Genomic DNA, 19501 nt, shown 5'->3' with positions numbered 1-19501 from the left:
CGGCTCTAGGCCTTGCCGAACCTACGGTCGCGCTTGGCGTACTCCACCACTGCGGCGCGCATGTCATCCCGACCGAAATCCGGGAAAAGCTTGTCCTGATAGACCATCTCCGCATAGGCGGACTGCCAGATCAAGAAGTTGGACGTGCGCTGCTCGCCCGACGGACGCAAGAACAGATCAACATCCGGCATAGTCGGCTCATCCAGGAACTGTGCGAAAGACTTCTCGGTCAAGTCATATTCGCTGAGCTCCCCCGCTGCTGCCTGACGAGCAATCTCTCTAGCAGCATCAACAATTTCAGCGCGACCACCGTAGTTGACGCACATATACAGAGTTAGCGCGTCATTGTCCTTCGTCTGCTCCTCGGCAATCTCAAGTTCCTTAATCACCGAGCGCCACAGTCGCGGGCGACGCCCTGCCCAACGCACGCGAACGTTCTTCGAATCCAGCTCATCACGACGTCGACGCAGCACATCGCGATTAAAGCCCATGAGGAATCGGACCTCATCGACCGAACGGCGCCAATTCTCAGTGGAAAATGCGTAAGCCGACAGGTGCTTGACGCCCATCTCCAAACAAGCATCGACGCACTCCATCAGCACGGCCTCGCCACGCTTGTGTCCCTCGGTGCGTTTGAGCCCACGCTGTTCGGCCCATCTACCATTGCCGTCCATCACGAGCGCGATGTGATTGGGCACGAATTGCTGCGGTACAGGAGGATTCAACACGCTTCCTATTGTGCCCCACCGCTACTGTTTACTGCCAAAAAGCATCCACATGTTCCAGCGCCGGCACCCGGCGGCCCAGGTAGTACTGCAGGTACTTCGCCGTTAGGGTACGCGCCGTCGCCATCCGTCCCTCGAATTCGCTTGACGACGTATCGATGCCCGCCCATTGCTCATGAGCAAGCTGCCACATCAGATGCAGAACCTCGGTCGGCGGAGTATCTGCACCCGGTGGCCGGCAGTTAGTGCACACTGCTCCACCTAATGCGGGAGAAAACGCGTGGTGAGGCCCGGCTTTGCCGCAGCCTGTGCATTCAAAGAGGCTTGGCTGCCAACCTGCCTGCGCCATTGCTCGCAGGATGTAGGAGGTCAGCAACAAATCGGGGCGATGGCGACCGGCCGCAACGTCGTCGAGCGATTGGGTGGTGAGATCCCACAATTCGGGAGCCGGCACTTGCTCCTCGCCGACAATGCGTTCGGCGACGTCCAGGACTGCACACGCACAGGTGTAGCGCGCATAGTCGTCGACAAGCGGTGCTGCCCACGTGCGCACGGTATCTGCGCCTGCGATAGTGGACAGTCCTCGGCGTGGGTAGATGTTGACATCCACGTCGACGAATGGTGACAGGCGGGAGCCGAAGCGGCTCTTCGCGCGCCGCACGCCTTTGGCGACACCGCGGACTAGGCCGTGGTCGCGGGTGAAAAGGACGATGATGCGGTCGGCTTCTCCGAGGTCGTAGCGGCGTACGACCAGCGCACGGTCGCGATACGGCTCGACCAATTTTTTAGAATCCCAACTTGCCCAGCTGCTTCGGGTCCGACTGCCAGTCCTTCAGCACCTTCACGCGCAGGTCGAGGTAAACATTCTGACCGAGCAGCGCAATGAGTTCCTTACGAGCCTTATGAATGGTGGTGCCCATGCGTCGACCGTCGCGTCCCATGAGGATGGACTTCTGCCCCGAACGCTCGACATAGATAACGGCGTGGACATCCAGGACGCCTTCGCGGTCCTGGTTTGGCAGCACCTCATCGATCTGGACTGCCACGGAGTGCGGCAACTCATCGCGCAGACCGCCGAGGGCCGCCTCGCGAATGAGCTCCGCCATCCGGGTGTGCAAATCCTCATCGGTGATGTGACCCTTCGGATACAGGCGCGGTCCCTCCGGCAACTGGGAAGACATGACATCAATCAGCGTGTTGATGTTCTCGCCAGACTTCGACGACAGTGGCACAAGCTCGGCATCCGGACCGAGCAACTCCTGCAGCTCAATCAGGCGCTCAATAATGGTATCGCGCGAGACCTTATCCACCTTGGACACAATGCCCATGATGTTCTTGCAACCTTTGGAGACGTTCTCGTAAATCCAGCGGTCACCGGGGCCAATTTTCTCGTCGGCAGGCACGACCATCGCGACCAAGTCCACATCGGAGTAGGTCTCCTGAACCATGTCATTCAGGCGCTCACCGAGCAGCGTGCGTGGCTTGTGCAGACCTGGCGTATCCACGACAACGATCTGACAGTTCTCGCGGTGGACTACACCTCGGACTGGATGACGCGTGGTTTCCGGCTGGTTAGCGGTAATAGCGATCTTCTCGCCCACCAGGGAATTGGTCAGCGTGGACTTACCGGTATTCGGACGCCCCACAATGGAAACGAACCCAGAGCGAAAGCCCTCCGGCGCACTGTAATCATCAGCATCTCCGCCAAGTCCAGCATTGGCCAGCATGTCATCAAGATTGCCCATCAGTATCTTCTTCCTCGGAGTAAAACTCCGCAGTCGGCTCCACCACCACAGTGCGTACCCGCATACGACCACGACGGTCACGCGAGCCCTCGGCGGTAAACTTCAGTCCTGCATATTCTACGTACGAACCGGGCAGTGGCACACGTCCAAGCTCATATGCCAACAGACCGGAGACCGTATCCACCTCATCGGTGACCTCGTCATCGAAGACGAGTTGGCGCCCGTGGGCTTCGTCGTAAAGCTCTATGAGCTCGCCCAAGCTGAGGCGCGCCTGCACGCGGTAGGAGGCATCCCCCAGTGGTTCGATGGGGGCCTGCTCGGCCTCGTCGTATTCGTCGGCAATCTCACCGACAATCTCCTCGAGGATGTCCTCAATAGAGATAAGACCGGCGACCGATCCGTATTCGTCGATGAGAATGGCGATGTGATTGCGGGTGCGCTGCATTTCATCGAGCAGATCATCCAGTGGCTTGGAGTCGGGAACAAAAACGCAGTCGCGCATGACTTCGGAGACGCGAACACCGCGGCCACCATCAGTACGCGAGTACGTCTGCTGGACAATGTCCTTCAAGTAAATGACGCCGACGATGTCCTCAACGCTCTCGCCAATCACCGGCAGCCGCGAGTGACCCGACTTCACGCATAGGGCCACTGCCTGACCACAGTGCTTATCCGCCTCAATCCACACCATCTCTGGGCGCGGAACCATAACAACGCGTGCCGACGTTTCCGCGAGATCGAACACAGACTGAATCATGCGGCGCTCATCGTGCTCCACAATGCCGCGCTCCTGGGCGATATCGACCATCTCGCGCAACTCGACTTCAGTGGCGAACGGGCCATCGCGGAAGCCACCACCAGGTGTGATGATGTTGCCGAACCAAATCAGCAACTTTTCCAGTGGCCCCAACACCTTGGCCATAAAACTCAGGACGACCGCGGTGGCGAGGGAAATCGAGTACGGATTCTTCCGACCCATGGTGCGGGAAAACACCCCGAGGACCAGGAAGGTGAACAGAGCCAGCAACACCACTGCAGCCACAATGGCCCAGCGCTCCGGCTCGAAAAGCTTAAGACAAACTGCCGCAAGCGTCACTGCACCGATTGACTCGCACAGCGTCCGCAAAATCACCAGCACGTTGACGTGCCGAGCCCGATTTTCTACGACCTTGAGAAGCGCATTAGCACCCGCGACCTCGTCACGCTGCAGCTCGGCCACGCGCGCACGGGAAATCCCTGCGACCGCAGTTTCGACTGTGTTAAGTCCGCCAGCGCAGATCATCGCCACAACGGCGACAATTATCAAAGTGATCATCGCTCGTTAGAACGCTCCGGGAACGCATTGGGGTTAATTGGTTTTTCGGAAAAGCTCACGCCACGACGATCGATGTCGTCGTACCAATCCGCCAACAGGCCATTCTGCAGGGAGAACATCTGGCGCTCTTCCTCCGCCGTGACATGGTCATAACCCAACAGGTGCAGTACGCCGTGCACGGTGAGCAGAACCAACTCGTGGCTCAGCGGATGACCTGCACGCTCCGCCTGCCCCGCGGCAAACTCCGGGCACAACACAATGTCGCCCAGCATTGCAGGCCCTGGGCTAGCTGCATCTGGTCGGCCAGAGCCAGGAGTGAGCTCATCCATCGGGAAGCTCATCACATCTGTCGGACCCGGCAGATCCAGCCAGCGCACATGGAGGTCTTCGATCGTCTTCAAGTCGACAATGTGAATGCTCAGCTCGGCTGCCGGATGCACGTCCAGGCGGCCCAGCGCATAACGGGCAACGTCGATAAGCGACTCTTCATTGACGCCCTGACCGGACTCGTTGAAAACTTCAATGCTCATGTAATTTCAGCGTCCTTTATCGCTTTGTGGCGGACTGTCGCTTTTGTGGGGACTCGGCGCCCTGTTCAATACCTTCGTTATAGGCATCGTAGTCATCGTAGGCCTCGACAATTGCGGTTACCAGCGGGTTGCGCACCACATCCGCAGCCGCCAGCGCCGGAAAAGCGATTCCCGGCACACCGCGCAGCACCTCACGGGCGACAGCTAGACCGGACTTCTGCCCCCGAGGCAGGTCGACCTGGCTGGCGTCACCGGTGATGACCAGCTTCGAACCGAAGCCCAGGCGGGTGAGGAACATTTTCATCTGCGCCGGAGTAGTGTTCTGTGCTTCGTCGAGAATGATGAACGCATTGTTCAAGGTACGACCGCGCATGTACGCCAGCGGTGCGACCTCCACTACCCCAGTTTCCATCAGCTTTGGAATCAGCTCTGGCTCAAGCATTTCGCGCATCGCATCGTGCAATGGGCGCAGGTAGGGGTCAATCTTCTCATGCAGAGTACCCGGCAGGAAGCCCAGGTTTTCACCGGCCTCCACTGCGGGGCGAGTCAGAATAATGCGTTCGACCTGCTTATTCTTCAGCGCAGCAACAGCCTTGGCCATGGCCAGGAAGGTCTTGCCCGTACCGGCGGGGCCGATACCGAAAACAACGTTATAGCGGTCGATGGCATCGACGTAGTTCTTTTGTCCCTCAGTCTTGGGACGCACGGTCTTGCCACGATGCGTCACGATGCCGCCACCGAGCACCTCGCTGGCGGACTTCTCCCCGCGATCCACAATGCCCACCGCGTGCCGCACCGACTCCGGGGAGAGCTCGTGCCCACGACGGGCCATTGCCTCTAACTCCTTGAAAGCGCGGACAGCCAACGAAACATCCGCCGGAGCACCCTTGATTGTCACAACTCCGCCGCGGACATGAATATCCGCTGCCAGCAGAGATTCCAGCAGACGTAGGTTCTGATCCGCATGACCGACCACAATCGGCGCGAGATTGTCATCGAGCTCGACGACGGCAGTGGTACGAGCAGTTACTGAATACTTTGTCATTATGCGTCTATCCTACTGACCAGGCGTGGGTGCGCCGCCCCAGCGCTTTGTCAACGGGCCCAGTGCGCAAAGAGCAGCAGCTCCCGCGAGGGCGCTGCGGAGAACTGTCGGGCCGAGTACTACCGAGCTAGCACCTGCGGCGCGGAAGGCCTCGAGTTCCCCAGGACTGACTCCCCCTTCTGGGCCGACGATGAAAAGAACCTTGTCAGCGTTTGCTGCCTGCGCGGCGAAGTCCACGAACGGAGCTGTTTCCTCCTCGTGCAAAACTGCTGCCACACCACCTGCTGATGTGGTTTCCCGGATGAGTTGCTCAATATCGGCGGAGCTATGCAGGTCCGCGACCGGCGGAATCCATGCACGACGAGCCTGCTTGGCTGTCTCGCGCGCAGTCGACTGCCACTTGGTGCGGGCCTTAGTGACCTTCGCGGTACCCTGCCATCGGGCTACACAATTCACGGCCGCCCAGGGGATAATCTCATCGACCCCGGCCTCGGTCATCATATCGACCGCAAGCTCAGCACGATCTGACTTCGGCAGCGCCTGCACCACAGTGACGTGCGGGCGCGGACGTGGACGTTCCTCAGCGGCAACCACACGAACGTGGACCTCACGAGGGTCTACGTGCATGAGCTGTGCTCGCACCACCTTGTCCGCACCATTGGCAAGAAGAATCTCCGAGCCCTCCTTCAGCCTGCGAACGCTGATGTGCTTTGCCTCCGACCCGAGGATTCGAATGATTTCTTCCGGGCGCGGCAGCTCGGTGAACTCACCGAGGAATACGGGCAAACTCATGTGTGCTTCACACTCACTGGAGGGGGCTTTGGGGATGGCGTGTTCTAACGGCGGCGGAATCGGGAGAAGAAACCGTTGCGCTCACTCGAGTCTGCCACCTTGGCATCATCATCGCGGTGCTCGCGTAGCTTCTCCAGCAGCTCGCGGGACTTGCGGTCCAGCTTCGTCGGCACCGTGACATCGACGTGTGCGACCACGTCGCCGTTGCCCTCGCCGCGCAGATGCGGCATGCCCTTACCCGACAGACGAATCTGCTCTGCCGGCTGGGTGCCCGAATCAACCTTGATGGTCATTGGTTCGCCGAGCAGGTCGTCGACCTCAAACTCGGTACCAAGTGCGGCATCAGCCATGGGCACCTGCACGTTAAAGTGCAGATCATCGCCCTCACGCTCGAATACAGGGTGCGGGTCCATGGCAACTTCCACGTAGAGGTCACCCGCCGGGCCACCGCCCGGACCGACCTCGCCCTGCCCTGCCATGCGAATACGCATGCCATCAGAGATACCTGCCGGAACGTTGACCGTCAGATCACGGCGAGCACGGACGCGGCCATCGCCACCGCAGTTGTTACACGGATCGGGGATGATCTCGCCGGTGCCCTCACAAGTCGGGCACGGCCGCGAGGTCATCACATTGCCCAGGAAGGAACGCTGGACCTGCTGAATCTCGCCAGTGCCATCACAGCTGGTACACATCTTCGGCTTGGATTTGGACTTCGAGCCAGTTCCCTCGCACTGCTCACACAGCACCGCGGTGTCCACCGTGATGGGCTTGCGGACACCGGTGAATGCCTCATCGAGGCCCAGCGAAATACGCAGCAGCGCATCTGCACCTGGCTGTACACGCGAGCGGCGCTGGCGGGTACCGCCGGCACCGCCGAAGAATGCTTCGAAGATATCGCCGACTCCGCCGCCACCGAAACCGCCGAAACCTCCGCCTGGCATACCGCCCTGCGGATTGAGAGGATCTCCTCCCATATCCACAATCCGGCGCTTTTCAGGATCCAGCAGGACCTCGTTCGCCTCAGATGCCTCACGGAACTTCTCCGCAGCTTCTTCATCACCCGGATTACGGTCTGGGTGGTACTTGAGCGCCAGCTTTCGGTACGCCTTCTTAATCTCAGCGTCCGTAGCGTCCTTCTCCACTCCGAGGATGCCGTAATAGTCGCGTGCCAACTTTAGCTACTTCCTTTCAATACCCGGCCAACGTACTGTGCAACAGCAGCAACCGAGGAAATTGTTCCCGGATAATCCATAAATGTGGGGCCAACTACGCCCATGCCACCCAAAATTTCGGTGCCGGTGCCATAGCCAGTTGAAACAACTGAGGTAGCGCGCAGCTCCTCGTCCTCGTTTTCCTCACCGATGGAAACGCGAACGTGGTGCAAATCCTGCGCGGCCGACAGCAGTTTCAGCACGACCACCTGTTCTTCGAGAGCTTCAAGAACCATGGGCAACGTAGAAGGTAAGCGACCGGCCATATTACCACGGGTCAAATTCGATGCCCCGGCCAGGATGAGTCTGTCATTCGGCTTCTCAATCAACGACTCCACCAGCACCGTCGAGCAGCGAATAAGCACATCCCGCAAATCACGCGGGGCGTTAGCCGCAAGATCGGAAATCGCAATCGACGCGTCGGCAAGCGTGTGCCCCGACATTGCACGGTTGAAATGCTCACGCAAGAGCGGCACGAGATCGGGATCCATCGGTGCTGGCAGCTCAACATTGCGCTGCTCCACGCGCCCGGTGTCAGTGATGACTACCAGCAACAATCGCGCGTCGGCGAGCTGGACAACCTCGCAGTGCCGGACGCGGGAGACCTCCAGCGTCGGTACCTGCACCACTGCGACCTGACGGGTTAGCTGGGCCAGCAGCTGCACACTGCGACGCAGAACGTCCTCCAAATCGACGCCGCCTTCGAGGAACTCGAGGATAGCTCGGCGCTCAGCCCGGGACAGCGGCTTAATCTGCGAAAGATTGTCCACAAAAAGGCGGTAGCCCTTCTCAGTCGGGATACGCCCGGACGATGCATGTTCCTGCTGGATATAGCCCTCGGCCTCCAGCACCGCCATGTCATTTCTAATGGTCGCCGAGGACACACCCAGATTGTGGCGCTCCACCAGAGCCTTCGAGCCAACGGGCTCCTGGGAAGCTACGTAATCCGAGACAATTGCCCGAAGAACTTCCTGCCTGCGCTTATCCGTCTGAGATGACATGCGGATAGTTTAACTAAGGATGTCAACAATTATTGCGTCGGCCAGCAAACGACCGCGATTGGTCAGCTGAATCCGCTGGCCACAATCGACGGAAACAAACTCCACCATGCCCGCTTCCGCTTGCCGACGTGCCTTGCCCAGCTCATCCTCTCCGAGCAGATTGGCATCGATACCCTCGGCCAAGCGGAGGCCCAGCATAATCTTCTCAGTGTGCCGATTCTCGGCCGTTAGCCCTTCTGAATCCTTAATCGGCAACTCTCCGCCGGAAATGGTCGCCGCGTAGCGAGCCGGATGCTTGACGTTGTAAAACCTCGTGCCATCCAGATGCGAATGTGCACCGGGGCCCGCACCCCACCAATTTCCATCGCGCCAGTAGAGCATATTGTGGCGACACTGGCCGCCCGGCTTCGCCCAGTTGGACACCTCGTACCAGGAGAAACCGGCTTGACTCAGTGCGGCATCGATGCGCTCGTAGCGGTCGGCGAGATCGTCGTCGTCAGGCATCGGCAGCTCACCACGACGGACCTTACGCGCCATCGCAGTACCCGGCTCGACAATCAGCGAGTACGCCGAAACATGATCGACCTCCGTGGCCAGGACCGCCTCCAACGTCGTATCGAGATCCGCCATCGACTCCCCTGGCGTGCCATAGATAACGTCGAGGTTGATGTGCTCAAAACCGGCAGCGCGTGCCTCCGCCACTGCCGCCGCAGGACGCCCCGGCGTGTGCGTACGATCCAGAGTGGCCAGCACATGCGGCACAGCCGACTGCATGCCCAGACTCACCCGGGTAAACCCTGCCTCGGCCAGGCCTTCGAAAAACTCCGGGGAGGTCGACTCGGGATTCGACTCGGTGGTGACCTCAGCGTCGTCAGCAAGCCCAAAGCTGTTGCGCACACCGTCGAGCAGACGACGAAGACCACTCGCCCCCAACATCGACGGCGTACCCCCGCCGACGAATACGGTATCGGCGCCACGCGCTAGTTCGGGGTGCTTTACGACGGCCATCTCGAGCTCAGCCACGATGGCATCGAGGTAGTCTCCCTGCGTTGCGCCACTGCCCAGCTGACCTGGCGTGTACGTGTTGAAATCACAGTAGCCACAACGGGTGGCACAGAATGGGACGTGTAAGTAGACACCGAAGGAATCGGTGTGTGCGGAGGCTTCGCTCACGCATGCTCCTTGGCTCGACGTTGCTTGACGCGGCGGACAATTTCATCGATGCGGGCACGTTCCATCAGGAACTCCGGAGGCCTACGGCCGCGCAGCGCATTGGCAACTGCCGGATGAGTCTCGGGAACAGCAACACACCAAGCGGCGGCAGCGGACAGTGCTCGGCGGCCAGACTGCGCGTAAAGCTGCGGAAGCACCACACTACCGAGCTTCTCCACGCCTCGGATGTTTTCGGCGGAAACCCAGTCGGCGAGTTCCTCCAGGTAAGAAGCCACGGCATCGGAGCGAGCAATCATTGCCTGCGTGACCGTAGGGACTGCAACCGGATGCTTCAAAGGAGCCGGAATGAGCGACAGTGACTGCACATCCGGAGACTTCGGTGCCGGATGCGGGTGTCGACGCGGTGTCGAAGCGGAGGAAAGAGTACCGATGCGCCCCGAGCGAATGCCGGAGGTAAACGCTTGGCGTAGACCATCAAGTTCACCAATCAGAGGGCGGCAGTCCTCAACGGCCTCGTCGACGATGTCAGCGAGCTCGAGAACACATTCGTCCACCAGCTCACGATCTACATCAGCAACCGCCTGAGCGAGGTGCTCGATGTGTTCGGCAACTTCGTCACCAATGTCGTAGAGCTCTTGGGTCACTTCGCGCAGGCGTAGCCGAGCATCGAAGTGGTTAATCATTGCCCGCCCTCCCACGACATCTTCGGTGTCGGTGACATCATTGCAGTTTTCTGCTTTCGAATACCGACGAATGTTGACGATTGCCGACTTTCGAAAACTGAAAACTCCTTAAAAATTTCTAGCGCCCCTCACCTTAATGGGGTGAGGGGCGCTAGCGCGGTAACAACACGCTGCCGTTTTCTATCGACAGCGGGCAGACCGTGAATTAACGCTGGTAGAGAGCCTCAATGTCACGCGAGTAGTTGTCCATGACAATGTTGCGCTTGACCTTCATGGTCGGGGTCAGCTCACCGCTTTCCTCGGTGAAGTCACTATCCAGAATATGGAACTTCTTAATAGCCTCTGCGTGAGAAACCAGCTCGTTAGCGGAGTTGACGGCGTCCTGAATCTCGGCGCGCAAAACTGCGCTGGAGGCAGCGAGTTCACGGATCGAGGTGTGCTCGGGGACGGAGTGCTCAATCTTCCACTTCTCCAGTGCCTCCTCATCGAGAGTGACCAACACGGAGACGAACGGACGACCATCGCCGATGACGACTGCCTGGGACACCAGCGGGTGCGCACGCATGCGGTCTTCCATCGGACCCGGCGCGACATTCTTACCACCTGCGGTGACAATGAGGTCCTTCTTGCGGCCGGTGATCTTCAGGTGGCCTTCTTCGGTCAGCTCACCGAGGTCACCAGTCTTAAACCATTCGCCGTCGATGAAGGCTTCCTTGGTTGCCTCTTCGTTCTTCCAGTAGCGGTCGAACACAACCGGACCACGGAGCAGAACTTCGCCGTCATCAGCGATAGCGGCGGAGCAACCACCGACCGGACGACCAACGGTACCAATAATCTGCTCGCTCGGGTTGTTCACGGTGACGGCAGCCGTGGACTCAGTCAGACCGTAGCCTTCGTAGACAGGCACACCGAGACCACGGAAGAAGTGCCCGAGGTCAGAGGACAGAGCCGAACCACCGGAAATGGTGTACTGCACGGCCTCACCCATAGCTGCGCGAATTTTCGAGAACAGCAGGCGATCGTAGAGCTGGCGACGCAGCTTCAAGACACGCGACGGACCTGCCGGAGTATCCAGTGCCTTGGAGTACTCGATGGCGGTGGCCTCAGCACGCTCGAACATGGCCAGGCCGAATGCGCCCTTCTCCTTAGCGGAGGCGTAGGCGGAGTCACGAACCTTCTCGAACACGCGCGGCACACCGAGAATCATGTGCGGACGGGAACGCTGGAACTCCAGGGTGACGGTCTTGGTATCAGCCCAGTGAGACTGGGTAGCACCGGAAATCATCGAAGCCAGGGACACTGCGTGAGCCAACACGTGCGCCAACGGCAGGAAGGTCAGAATGCGGTTCCCCGGACGGGCAATCAGGCCAATCTCGTTGGTGAGGATGGCGCGGGCCTCCGCCAGCCAGTTGCTGTGCAGGAGCACGCAGCCCTTCGGACGACCAGTGGTACCGGAGGTGTAAATCACGGTTGCCAGGTCGTCGGCCTTGGTGTCCTTGATGCGGCGCTCGACCTCGTCGCCGTCAATGTCACGGCCTTCGTAGCTAATGGTGTCAGTAGCGGAAGCGTTAATCTCCAGTACACGACGCAGCTGAGACTCGCCCTCCGGGTTCTCGGTGCCCTTTTCGACCAGCAGAGGCTTCATGCGGTCGGTGTGCTCACGCGACTCGGTAAATGCGAAAACAGCACCGGAGTTTTCAATAATCCAACGAATCTGGCCAGACGAAGAAGAGCCGTAAATCGGGACAACAGCAGCGCCTGCCATCCAGATAGCGGTATTGATCAGGTTCCACTCGTAGCGAGTCTCACTGAGCAGCGCTACGCGGTCGCCCGGCTGAACACCGTTGGCAATTAGCCCCTTAGCGACGCCCTTTGCCTCGTCATAGAACTCCTGAGCAGTGACATTTACCCACTCAAAGTTCTTGGGGCGAGTGAAAAGCACCAGCTTCGGGCGCTTCTGCACCAGCTCCTGCAGCGAGGTAATAATCGTTTCGTCCTCGCCGATGACGTATTTCGCCTCGGTAGTATATTCACGCATCGAGTTACAAACCCCTACTTTCGGTAGTTCTGTCCGTCGTTGGTTTCGTTAGGAATCAACTTAGAACATCAAACCCTGCGCCGTTGTGATTTCAGTAAATATTTCGATAACGAAGTGATTTACCTTACTACTGGCAAAGTTTTTCTAAACTGGCATGATGGAAAGGGTGACACAGGCAGCTTCCAATCCTCCCCTTTCCTCTCCACTCGCCGACCTCGCTAAAGATGTCGGAGTTGGGGTTTCCTACTACTCCACCGAGGGCCAACTCGTGCACGTCTCTCGTGAGACAGTGCTAAAAACTCTCGCTGCTCTCGACATCGATCTGGGCCCAGATCCCAGCGATGCCGACATCAACGACGCCCGTCGTGAGTGGGCAGACACGCAGTGGTCTCGCCTTCTCCCGCCCGTGGTAGTTACCCGCCAGGGCATCTTCCACCGAGTTCTGGTTCACGTACCGCACGGCAGCAATGTCAGCGTGACTGTGAAACTGGAGGACGGCGCAGAATGGCCCTGCGCTCAGGTGCACCACTTGGTACCGCCACGCCAGGTCGGCGATGTGTTGATGGGTGAAGCCGCCTTCGCAATTCCAGAGGATCTGCCACTTGGTTGGCATCGCTTGCGCGCAGTCAACGATGACAACGTCGCTGAGTGCGATGTGGCCGTAACCCCCAACCGTCTCGCCACTGCCGACAAGTACGTGCAGAATCCTGCGCATGGTGTCATGGCACAGCTGTACTCGGTACGCTCCAGCCGCAGCTGGGGTATTGGCGATTTCGCTACCCTCGGCGACTTGGCACAGGTCAGTGCAGAGCACGCGGGCTCTGATTTCGTCCTCATCAATCCGTTGCACGCCGCAGAGCCACTGCCTCCGGTAGAAGACTCGCCGTACCTGCCCACCACGCGCCGCTATGTCAATCCGCTGTACGCGCGCCCAGAGCTTATCGACGAGTTCGGGTACCTGGACAAGGACGAGGCCGATGAAGCCCGTGCGCTAGCGAACTCTTTCCACCAGCTCAATCACAGCCCTGATGAGATTGACCGCAACCCCATCTACGCTGCAAAGCTCAAGGTATTGCGGGCAATTCACAAGATCCCCCTGTCCAGCGCACGCCAGGCGGAATTTGACCGTTGGCTGGAGGCCGAGGGCCGTGGCATATACGACTACGCGTCGTGGTGCACCGAGCGCGAGCTCGCGGATCGCGCTGCTGCCCGCGATGCTGCACGCGCTGCCACTTCCGATTCTGGTGCCGTAACCGAGAACGATATCGAGTTGGTTCCACCGTTGGGTAACCACGCCAGTGTCGAATCTCTGCGGGAGGAAATCTTCCAGTTCCACCTCTGGGTGCAGTGGATTCTCGATCAGCAGCTCGGCCAGGCACAAGAGGCAGCCCTGGATGCGGGTATGCGCATCGGCATCATGGCCGACCTTGCCGTCGGCGTGCACCCTGGCGGCGCGGATGCCGAGAACCTTGCGGATTGGCTCGCTCCTGCTATCTCTGTTGGCGCACCGCCAGACGGTTTTAACCAGCGCGGCCAAGACTGGTCGCAGCCGCCGTGGAACCCGCACAAGCTAGCCGAGGCCGGCTACCGCCCCTGGCGCGACATGCTGCGCACAATCCTTCGCCACGCAGGTGGCATTCGTGTTGACCACGTGCTGGGTATGTTCCGCCTCTGGGTCATGCCGCGGATGGAGTCCCCCGTCAATGGCACCTACCTGTACTTCGACCACGAGGCAATGGTCGGTATTCTCGCACTTGAGGCCGAGCTCGCTGGGGCCGTCGTCGTAGGCGAAGACCTGGGCACTTTCGAGCCGTGGGTGCAGGACTACCTGGCCTCGCGGGGCATCATGGGCACCTCGATCGTGTGGTTTGAATCCGAGGGCGACCAGCCGAAACCACCAAGCGCTTACCGCAGCCTGTGCCTGTCCTCCGTCACCACGCACGATCTGCCGCCGACGGCAGGCTACCTCGCAGGCGAGCACATCAAGCTACGGGAACGCCTGAGACTATTGCTTTCCGACGTCGCGGAGGAAGACCGCCGGGACTTCGAGTGGATTCGAAAGGTTTTGGGTGCGGCCAAGGAAGCCGGCTGCTTTGGTGACACGGCTGCGGCGGACATGGATGTTCATTCCCTTACCCGCGATAATCTGCCACCAATTGACGCACTGGTCACGGGGCTGCACCGCTTCCTCGACCAGACGCCATCCGCGCTGAAGTGTGAGGCCTTGGTGGACATGGTCGGCGATCGTCGTACTCAGAACCAGCCGGGCACGAGCCACGACCAGTACCCGAACTGGTGCATTCCGCTAACCGATGCCGAGGGCAAGGCCGTGCTTGTCGAGGACCTGCCTCGCTTCCCCGGATTCAAGCGTTAATTGGTTCGTGAGCGACTAATCCCTCATTTTTGCTGTTCACCGATCTTTCAGGTTATATGCCCGGCACTAAAACCGAGGCTAAAACTGGAAATCGGTGACTGCACCAGCGATGAGGATGAGAAGAAGCAAAACGATTAGGGCAAGTAGGACCTTCGAGTGCCTCGACCGATGCATGCTAACTCAGCTCCCTACTGCGAAATATTTGCGAACTACCCAACTCTAGCCTGTTGGGCAAATTTCCTAATACTTTAAGACATACCTTAGGGCAGCGATAGCGACCCAACACTTAAAGGGGGCTTCTCCCAGCTCAATTCATCGGGTCTCTCGGTGAGCTATCCGCAAGGCCACTACCTCTTCGGCTAGCTCTCGCTGCCCGCTCCTCGACGCTCCTGCGAACGCTCCCGCCGATGCACCGACCTCTGCCACAGACGTCCGCTGACAACATCGATTGCGCCAACGAGAACGAAAGCAAGAAACCCTCCGACTACCAGGAGAACCACGCATAGCACGCTGACCTGCGCAAGCAGTGGCAATTGGATAAGCCACTGCCCTACTCTGTCGAATGCTTCTGCCATGAGTGTCAACCTACCCTGCCGGTGACCGGAATAACCAGTGGGCGGCGGTCGCGGGGCTCGTCGTAAAGCGTGAAGCTAGGCATCAGTGCCCGACAGCCCGCGGCGTTCGAGGAGCGGCTGGATGTCCTTATCGCGACCTCGGAAGGCACGGTAGGCGGCCATGAAGTCGATGGCGCCACCACGGGAGAGAATCTCCTCGCGGAAGTGGCTGCCGCCGCTGATTGTGGCACCGCCGTTGTCGGTGAACCAACCGAAACCGTCCGCGTCGAGCACCTCTGCCCACAGGTAGGAGTAATAGCCCGCCGAGTAACCGCCGGCGAAGATGTGGTTGAAGTAGCGGGAGCGGTAACGCGGAGCCAGGTGGGGAACGTCGAGGCCGAGTTCAGCGAGTGCTTCCGCTTCGAAGGCATCAACATCAGTGACCTGAGCTGCTTCCTCCTCGGTGAGGCTGTGCCAGGCCAGATCGATGGCGCACGCGGCGAGGTACTCAACCGTGGCGAATCCCTCACCAGCGGTGCGGGCCTTCTTCACAGACTCGACTAGCTCGGCCGGGATCGGCTCACCGGTACGAACGTGGACGGCGTAATTGGCCAGAATGGATGGCTCAAGTGCCCAGTTCTCGTTAATCTGGGAGGGGAATTCCACGAAGTCGCGCGGGACGTTAGTGCCCGAGAAGGTCGGGTACGTGACGTCGGAAAGCAGACCGTGGAGGGCGTGCCCGAACTCGTGGAAAGCAGTGGTGACCTCGTCGAGCGTCAGTAGCACCGGGGTTCCCGGCTCGGTTTCGGCGATGTTCATCACGTTGACCACGACTGGCAGGCGCCCCAGCAGACGGGACTGGTCCCTAAACGAGCTCATCCATGCACCACCGCGCTTAGTCGGGCGCGAGAAGTAGTCCGTAATAATCAGGCCGATGGTCTCGCCTCCGCCCTGGCGTACCTCCCACACGGTCGTGCCCGGCGCGTATCCCTGCAGGTCCTCGCGCTTGACTACCTCGATGCCGTAGAGCTTGCGGGCAGCGTAGAACACGCCGTCTTCGATGACACGGTGCAGCTCGAAGTAGTTCTTGAGTTCCTCCGTGTCGACTGCGAATTCTTCCGCTTTACGACGGCGCTCCCAATACGGCCAGTCAGCGCCCGTGACCGTCTCACCGCCAGCCAGATCAGCGACCCGCTTGTACTCGCCTTCAGCATTGGCAATGGCAGCTGGCGCCAGGTCTGCAATGAGCTTCCGAGCAGCCTCTGCGGTGGTTGCCGTCTCCTTGGCAATGACGTAATCCGCATGCGTGTCGTAGCCGAGCAGCTTGGCACGGCGGGCACGCAGGCGCGCCATTTCCAGCACAATGCCGGAGTTGTCGAACGTGCCGGAGGCAGCACCCGCACGCCCCAGTGAGGCTTCATAGAGCTTGGCGCGAGTAGCCGGATTATCCAGGTCAGCCAGCTGTGCCGGAGTTGACGGTAGGTCCAGCGGAATCAGCCACGGCGCATCGGTGTCGGCCTTTTTCGCGTAGGCGGCGAAGGACGCAATGGCGTCGTCGGAAAGCCCGGCGAGTTCCTCGCGGTCGTAGATCTCCACGGCGCGCGCGACGGTGTCCTTCAGTAGGTTTTCACCGAAAGCCGTGGAGAGCTCAGAGAGACGGGAATTGATGCGGCTGAGCTCGGCTTTGTCCTCGTCGCTGAGGTCCGCACCGGCGCGCTGGAAGTCTTCGCGGACTTTCTTCAGCAGCAGCTTCGCCTCTTCCGGATTGGCGGCATCCTCAACGCTGTCGATGGCATTGATGCGCTGCCACAGGTCACTGCGCATGCGAATCTGATCCAGGTGTGCAGTGAGCTGCGGGGCAATCTCGGCTTCAATTTCCATGCGGACATCGGTGGCGTCCGTGCCGGCAACGTTGAAGAAATAAGCAGCGACGCGGTCCAGATCCTGGCCCGCCTTTTCCATTGCCTCGATGGTATTAACAAAGGTCGGCGCCTCCGACGACGTGGCGATGGCGTCGATCTCGCGTGCATGGCTGCGCATTGCTTCGCTAAAAGCCTCGCGGACGTGGCTGTCATCGATTGCCGCAAAATCTGGCAATTCGCAGAACAATTCCGACGGTGTCAACAGTGGATTTCGTGCATCATTGGTCATAGTGAATTCAACTGTAGCGTGCTCGAAAAACCAGAGTGCGCCTACCGTCTGAAACAGACTCCCCGCCCTTCTGGCAGGACCAACCGTGACGAGGAGGCGTTTTCCGCCATGACAGAGACGACTATTTCCGCTCCCTGCGGGAGGCTAACCGGCCGTATTCACGATGGCGCAATACAAGTTTTCAATATCGATTACGCAGATGCTGCTCCGTTCGCCGCGTCGGCACCGGTGGCAGACGGCCCACAGTCGGGCACTCGGCGCTGTGAACCCGAGCGCGAATTAGTTCTCACCGTCACCGCACCGGCTGAGCCCGCGGACGCCTCCTATCCGGTATTGCTGTGGATTCACGGTGGTAGCTACGAGTTTGGGCATCCCTCCGAACCCTGGACGGACGCGACGGCCTTCGCACAGGCGGGCATCGTCACCGTTTCGCTTGGATACCGCAAGGGCCTCGAGGGCTTCTGGCGTGACAGTGAAACAGAGACCTACCGGGCCATTGATGACCTGTATCTGGGGCTGCAGTGGGCTCGTCGTAACGCGCCTGCCTTCGGCGGCGATATCGACAACATCACTATCTCGGGGCAATCGGCGGGTGCGGCGCTGGCGCTCACTCTGGCTGCCGACGATCGCACGCGCGGCCAGATCCAACGCACCATTGCCATGTCGCCGGCCTTCTCGCTGCTGTCGGGCTCGCGCCTCCGCCGCACGTTGGCCGGCATCGGCGTGGGACGTGTGCCGTCCACCGACGTCTTTTCGCGTGCCGACGAACGCAGGGTCGCTCGGGCCCAGAAATTGGTGTCGGCATCCTCGCCTTCGGATCCGGCAATTGGGCCTCGCTTCGACAGCTTTGCTCCCACACTGCCGACGATGGTGACCGCCACCAGCGAAGAGTTCTTCTCAGAACCGCCGGTTGTGGCGATGGACAAGTTGCCCATGCGAGAGTGGATGGCTCGGCGCTACGCCAAGGGGCATCGCGGCCACGGCGAATTTCCGGCCACCGCCTATGCCGAGCGTCCGATGGGGAATGTCATTTCTGACTCAGCGATTCGCTCATACGCTGTTAAAGTCGCCGAACGGTCCGTGGCGGCTGAGCTGGATGTGTGGGCGGCACAGTTCGAACCGGGAGAAGGGTTGGGCTATGCACCTGCTGGCCGCACCAGTGGTGCTCCGCACTGCATCGACATTGCACGCTTCTTCGGTATGAAAGAACCCAACCATCCATTCCACCAAGTGGCGGTCGAGTTCATCCGCGAAGGCACCTCACACATGCCCCGCTACAACGACGACCGCAAGGTGACTACCTTTACCGGCGCTGACGCCCAGGCAGTCGAGGGCATTGCCATCGATGCGTGGGCGGCTCCGCGCCAGCTCTTTGGTGCATAGGGAATAAGGCGGGTGAAGCTTGCGCTGGTTAGCGCTGTGCTGTTGCGCTCAACAACTGAGCCCAGCAACTTAAGCTGGCAAAGTCTGCATGTACCGATAAATCTCGACGCAGACCAAAATGGTGATCAGCGTGATAAGTACTGCTATGAGTTTCCTGCGATCCATAGCCACCGTTCTTACCGAAGCACCAGGCCAGACGCAAGCTTTACCGTCTGTGTTTAACTATCAACTATGGAGCCGCTTGATTTATTAGTCCCCGAGAATTCCGCGCTACAACCGGTCGACCCCGCGCTGGCTAAGGTGAAGCGAATCGCGCACGCCGCTCCCCTGCTAGTTATCACGATTGCAGCCGTCGTCGCCGCTGTGATGTGGACTCCGTGGATGTGGTTGGGCGTCCTCGCCTGCGTGCTCTACTTCGCATATATCTACTGGCTCATCGGTCGACGAGTTCGTGCCCACCGATACCTCGAAGAGGACAACGACTTCATCGTTGCGTCCGGACGTTGGTGGCGCTCGGTCACTGTTGTCCCTTACGGACGAATCCAGTTCATTGACATCGATGAAGGACCTCTCCTTCGACTATTCGGACTGGCAACGCTGAAGCTCAACACAGCATCGGCGAGCTCGGATGCAGCCGTCCACGGTTTGCCACGCGAAGAAGCGCTCGCCCTGCGCGCTCGTCTATCTCAGCGCGCCCACGACCGGATGGCGGGTCTTTAAATGAGGCATAGAGTTCATCCCCTATCTCCGCTGCTCAAAAGCTTCGCCACAATCGCTG

The 19501-nt window shown here is 59.7% G+C and carries 17 protein-coding genes; 3 read left to right on the top strand and 14 right to left on the bottom strand.

The window, feature by feature from the left end; translation table 11 throughout:
- Window positions 1-5: 5 nt before the first annotated feature.
- The 12 genes from ADM64_RS00645 to ADM64_RS00590 all read right to left on the bottom strand — a co-directional run bounded on the left by ADM64_RS00645 (window position 6) and on the right by ADM64_RS00590 (window position 12261).
- Complete coding sequence (locus tag ADM64_RS00645; RefSeq protein ID WP_016423112.1) at window positions 6-728, bottom strand: isoprenyl transferase; 723 nt, start codon at window positions 726-728, stop codon at window positions 6-8.
- A 28-nt stretch (window positions 729-756) separates the two neighbouring features.
- Window positions 757-1506 carry a DNA repair protein RecO gene (recO, locus tag ADM64_RS00640; protein ID WP_049192872.1) on the bottom strand — a complete coding sequence of 250 codons (750 nt, stop codon included), beginning with the start codon at window positions 1504-1506 and terminating at the stop codon, window positions 757-759.
- 4 nt (window positions 1507-1510) lie between these two features.
- Window positions 1511-2452 carry a GTPase Era gene (gene era / locus ADM64_RS00635; protein ID WP_049192908.1) on the bottom strand — a complete coding sequence of 314 codons (942 nt, stop codon included), beginning with the start codon at window positions 2450-2452 and terminating at the stop codon, window positions 1511-1513.
- A gap of 4 nt (window positions 2453-2456) precedes the next feature.
- Complete coding sequence (locus tag ADM64_RS00630) at window positions 2457-3785, bottom strand: hemolysin family protein (protein ID WP_016423115.1); 1329 nt, start codon at window positions 3783-3785, stop codon at window positions 2457-2459.
- On the bottom strand, window positions 3782-4315 hold the full coding sequence (ybeY, locus tag ADM64_RS00625; RefSeq protein WP_005511056.1) for an rRNA maturation RNase YbeY: 534 nt from the start codon (window positions 4313-4315) through the stop codon (window positions 3782-3784). The genes ADM64_RS00630 and ybeY overlap by 4 nt, the downstream gene beginning before the upstream one ends.
- A gap of 16 nt (window positions 4316-4331) precedes the next feature.
- Window positions 4332-5360, bottom strand: a complete 1029-nt coding sequence (locus ADM64_RS00620; RefSeq protein WP_049192871.1) for a PhoH family protein — start codon at window positions 5358-5360, stop codon at window positions 4332-4334.
- A 12-nt stretch (window positions 5361-5372) separates the two neighbouring features.
- Entirely contained in the window at window positions 5373-6152 is a 780-nt protein-coding gene (locus ADM64_RS00615) for a 16S rRNA (uracil(1498)-N(3))-methyltransferase (protein ID WP_049192870.1), read from the bottom strand.
- Between the two features lie 44 nt (window positions 6153-6196).
- Window positions 6197-7327 (bottom strand): molecular chaperone DnaJ, encoded by a 1131-nt coding sequence (gene dnaJ, locus ADM64_RS00610; protein ID WP_049170716.1) that lies wholly within the window; start codon window positions 7325-7327, stop codon window positions 6197-6199.
- A gap of 2 nt (window positions 7328-7329) precedes the next feature.
- On the bottom strand, window positions 7330-8367 hold the full coding sequence (hrcA, locus tag ADM64_RS00605) for a heat-inducible transcriptional repressor HrcA (protein ID WP_016423119.1): 1038 nt from the start codon (window positions 8365-8367) through the stop codon (window positions 7330-7332).
- Window positions 8368-8376: 9 nt separating this feature from the next.
- On the bottom strand, window positions 8377-9540 hold the full coding sequence (gene hemW, locus ADM64_RS00600; protein ID WP_016423120.1) for a radical SAM family heme chaperone HemW: 1164 nt from the start codon (window positions 9538-9540) through the stop codon (window positions 8377-8379).
- Window positions 9537-10223 carry a hypothetical protein gene (locus ADM64_RS00595; protein WP_016423121.1) on the bottom strand — a complete coding sequence of 229 codons (687 nt, stop codon included), beginning with the start codon at window positions 10221-10223 and terminating at the stop codon, window positions 9537-9539. Before ADM64_RS00595 ends, hemW begins: the two co-directional genes overlap by 4 nt.
- A gap of 205 nt (window positions 10224-10428) precedes the next feature.
- Window positions 10429-12261, bottom strand: a complete 1833-nt coding sequence (locus ADM64_RS00590; RefSeq protein ID WP_016423122.1) for an AMP-dependent synthetase/ligase — start codon at window positions 12259-12261, stop codon at window positions 10429-10431.
- A gap of 154 nt (window positions 12262-12415) precedes the next feature.
- Here ADM64_RS00590 and malQ point away from each other — a divergent pair, with 154 nt between their 5' ends.
- Entirely contained in the window at window positions 12416-14635 is a 2220-nt protein-coding gene (gene malQ / locus ADM64_RS00585) for a 4-alpha-glucanotransferase (RefSeq protein WP_049189616.1), read from the top strand.
- Between the two features lie 359 nt (window positions 14636-14994).
- Here malQ and ADM64_RS10875 read toward each other — a convergent pair whose 3' ends face one another.
- A complete protein-coding gene (locus ADM64_RS10875; protein WP_042388817.1) occupies window positions 14995-15210 on the bottom strand; it encodes a hypothetical protein in 216 nt (71 codons plus the stop codon).
- 75 nt (window positions 15211-15285) lie between these two features.
- Window positions 15286-17340 (bottom strand): M3 family metallopeptidase, encoded by a 2055-nt coding sequence (locus ADM64_RS00580; RefSeq protein WP_016423125.1) that lies wholly within the window; start codon window positions 17338-17340, stop codon window positions 15286-15288.
- A 108-nt stretch (window positions 17341-17448) separates the two neighbouring features.
- Between ADM64_RS00580 and ADM64_RS00575 the strand changes: the two genes are divergently transcribed.
- Both ADM64_RS00575 and ADM64_RS00570 read left to right on the top strand, forming a co-directional pair.
- Window positions 17449-18723 carry a carboxylesterase family protein gene (locus ADM64_RS00575; RefSeq protein ID WP_049192869.1) on the top strand — a complete coding sequence of 425 codons (1275 nt, stop codon included), beginning with the start codon at window positions 17449-17451 and terminating at the stop codon, window positions 18721-18723.
- A 231-nt stretch (window positions 18724-18954) separates the two neighbouring features.
- Window positions 18955-19443: a PH domain-containing protein gene (locus ADM64_RS00570; RefSeq protein WP_049192868.1), complete on the top strand. Its 489-nt coding sequence runs from the start codon at window positions 18955-18957 to the stop codon at window positions 19441-19443.
- Window positions 19444-19501 lie beyond the last annotated feature (58 nt).

The organism is Corynebacterium sp. 401_CJEI (genome assembly GCF_001076435.1).
Lineage (GTDB): Bacteria > Actinomycetota > Actinomycetes > Mycobacteriales > Mycobacteriaceae > Corynebacterium > Corynebacterium jeikeium_D.
Note: the sequence above shows the minus strand (reverse complement) of the source record. Positions and strands in the feature narration are given on the sequence as shown.

What these genes read in the sequence shown, in the direction of transcription:
- era (WP_049192908.1), bottom strand. Translation starts at nt 2,452, where the DNA reads ATGCTGGCCAATGCTGGACTTGGCGGAGATGCTGATGATTACAGTGCG.
- ADM64_RS00630 (WP_016423115.1), bottom strand. Translation starts at nt 3,785, where the DNA reads ATGATCACTTTGATAATTGTCGCCGTTGTGGCGATGATCTGCGCTGGC.
- ybeY (WP_005511056.1), bottom strand. Translation starts at nt 4,315, where the DNA reads ATGAGCATTGAAGTTTTCAACGAGTCCGGTCAGGGCGTCAATGAAGAG.
- ADM64_RS00620 (WP_049192871.1), bottom strand. Translation starts at nt 5,360, where the DNA reads ATGACAAAGTATTCAGTAACTGCTCGTACCACTGCCGTCGTCGAGCTC.
- ADM64_RS00615 (WP_049192870.1), bottom strand. Translation starts at nt 6,152, where the DNA reads ATGAGTTTGCCCGTATTCCTCGGTGAGTTCACCGAGCTGCCGCGCCCG.
- hrcA (WP_016423119.1), bottom strand. Translation starts at nt 8,367, where the DNA reads ATGTCATCTCAGACGGATAAGCGCAGGCAGGAAGTTCTTCGGGCAATT.
- ADM64_RS00595 (WP_016423121.1), bottom strand. Translation starts at nt 10,223, where the DNA reads ATGATTAACCACTTCGATGCTCGGCTACGCCTGCGCGAAGTGACCCAA.
- ADM64_RS00590 (WP_016423122.1), bottom strand. Translation starts at nt 12,261, where the DNA reads ATGCGTGAATATACTACCGAGGCGAAATACGTCATCGGCGAGGACGAA.
- malQ (WP_049189616.1), top strand. Translation starts at nt 12,416, where the DNA reads ATGATGGAAAGGGTGACACAGGCAGCTTCCAATCCTCCCCTTTCCTCT.
- ADM64_RS10875 (WP_042388817.1), bottom strand. Translation starts at nt 15,210, where the DNA reads ATGGCAGAAGCATTCGACAGAGTAGGGCAGTGGCTTATCCAATTGCCA.
- ADM64_RS00580 (WP_016423125.1), bottom strand. Translation starts at nt 17,340, where the DNA reads ATGACCAATGATGCACGAAATCCACTGTTGACACCGTCGGAATTGTTC.
- ADM64_RS00575 (WP_049192869.1), top strand. Translation starts at nt 17,449, where the DNA reads ATGACAGAGACGACTATTTCCGCTCCCTGCGGGAGGCTAACCGGCCGT.
- ADM64_RS00570 (WP_049192868.1), top strand. Translation starts at nt 18,955, where the DNA reads ATGGAGCCGCTTGATTTATTAGTCCCCGAGAATTCCGCGCTACAACCG.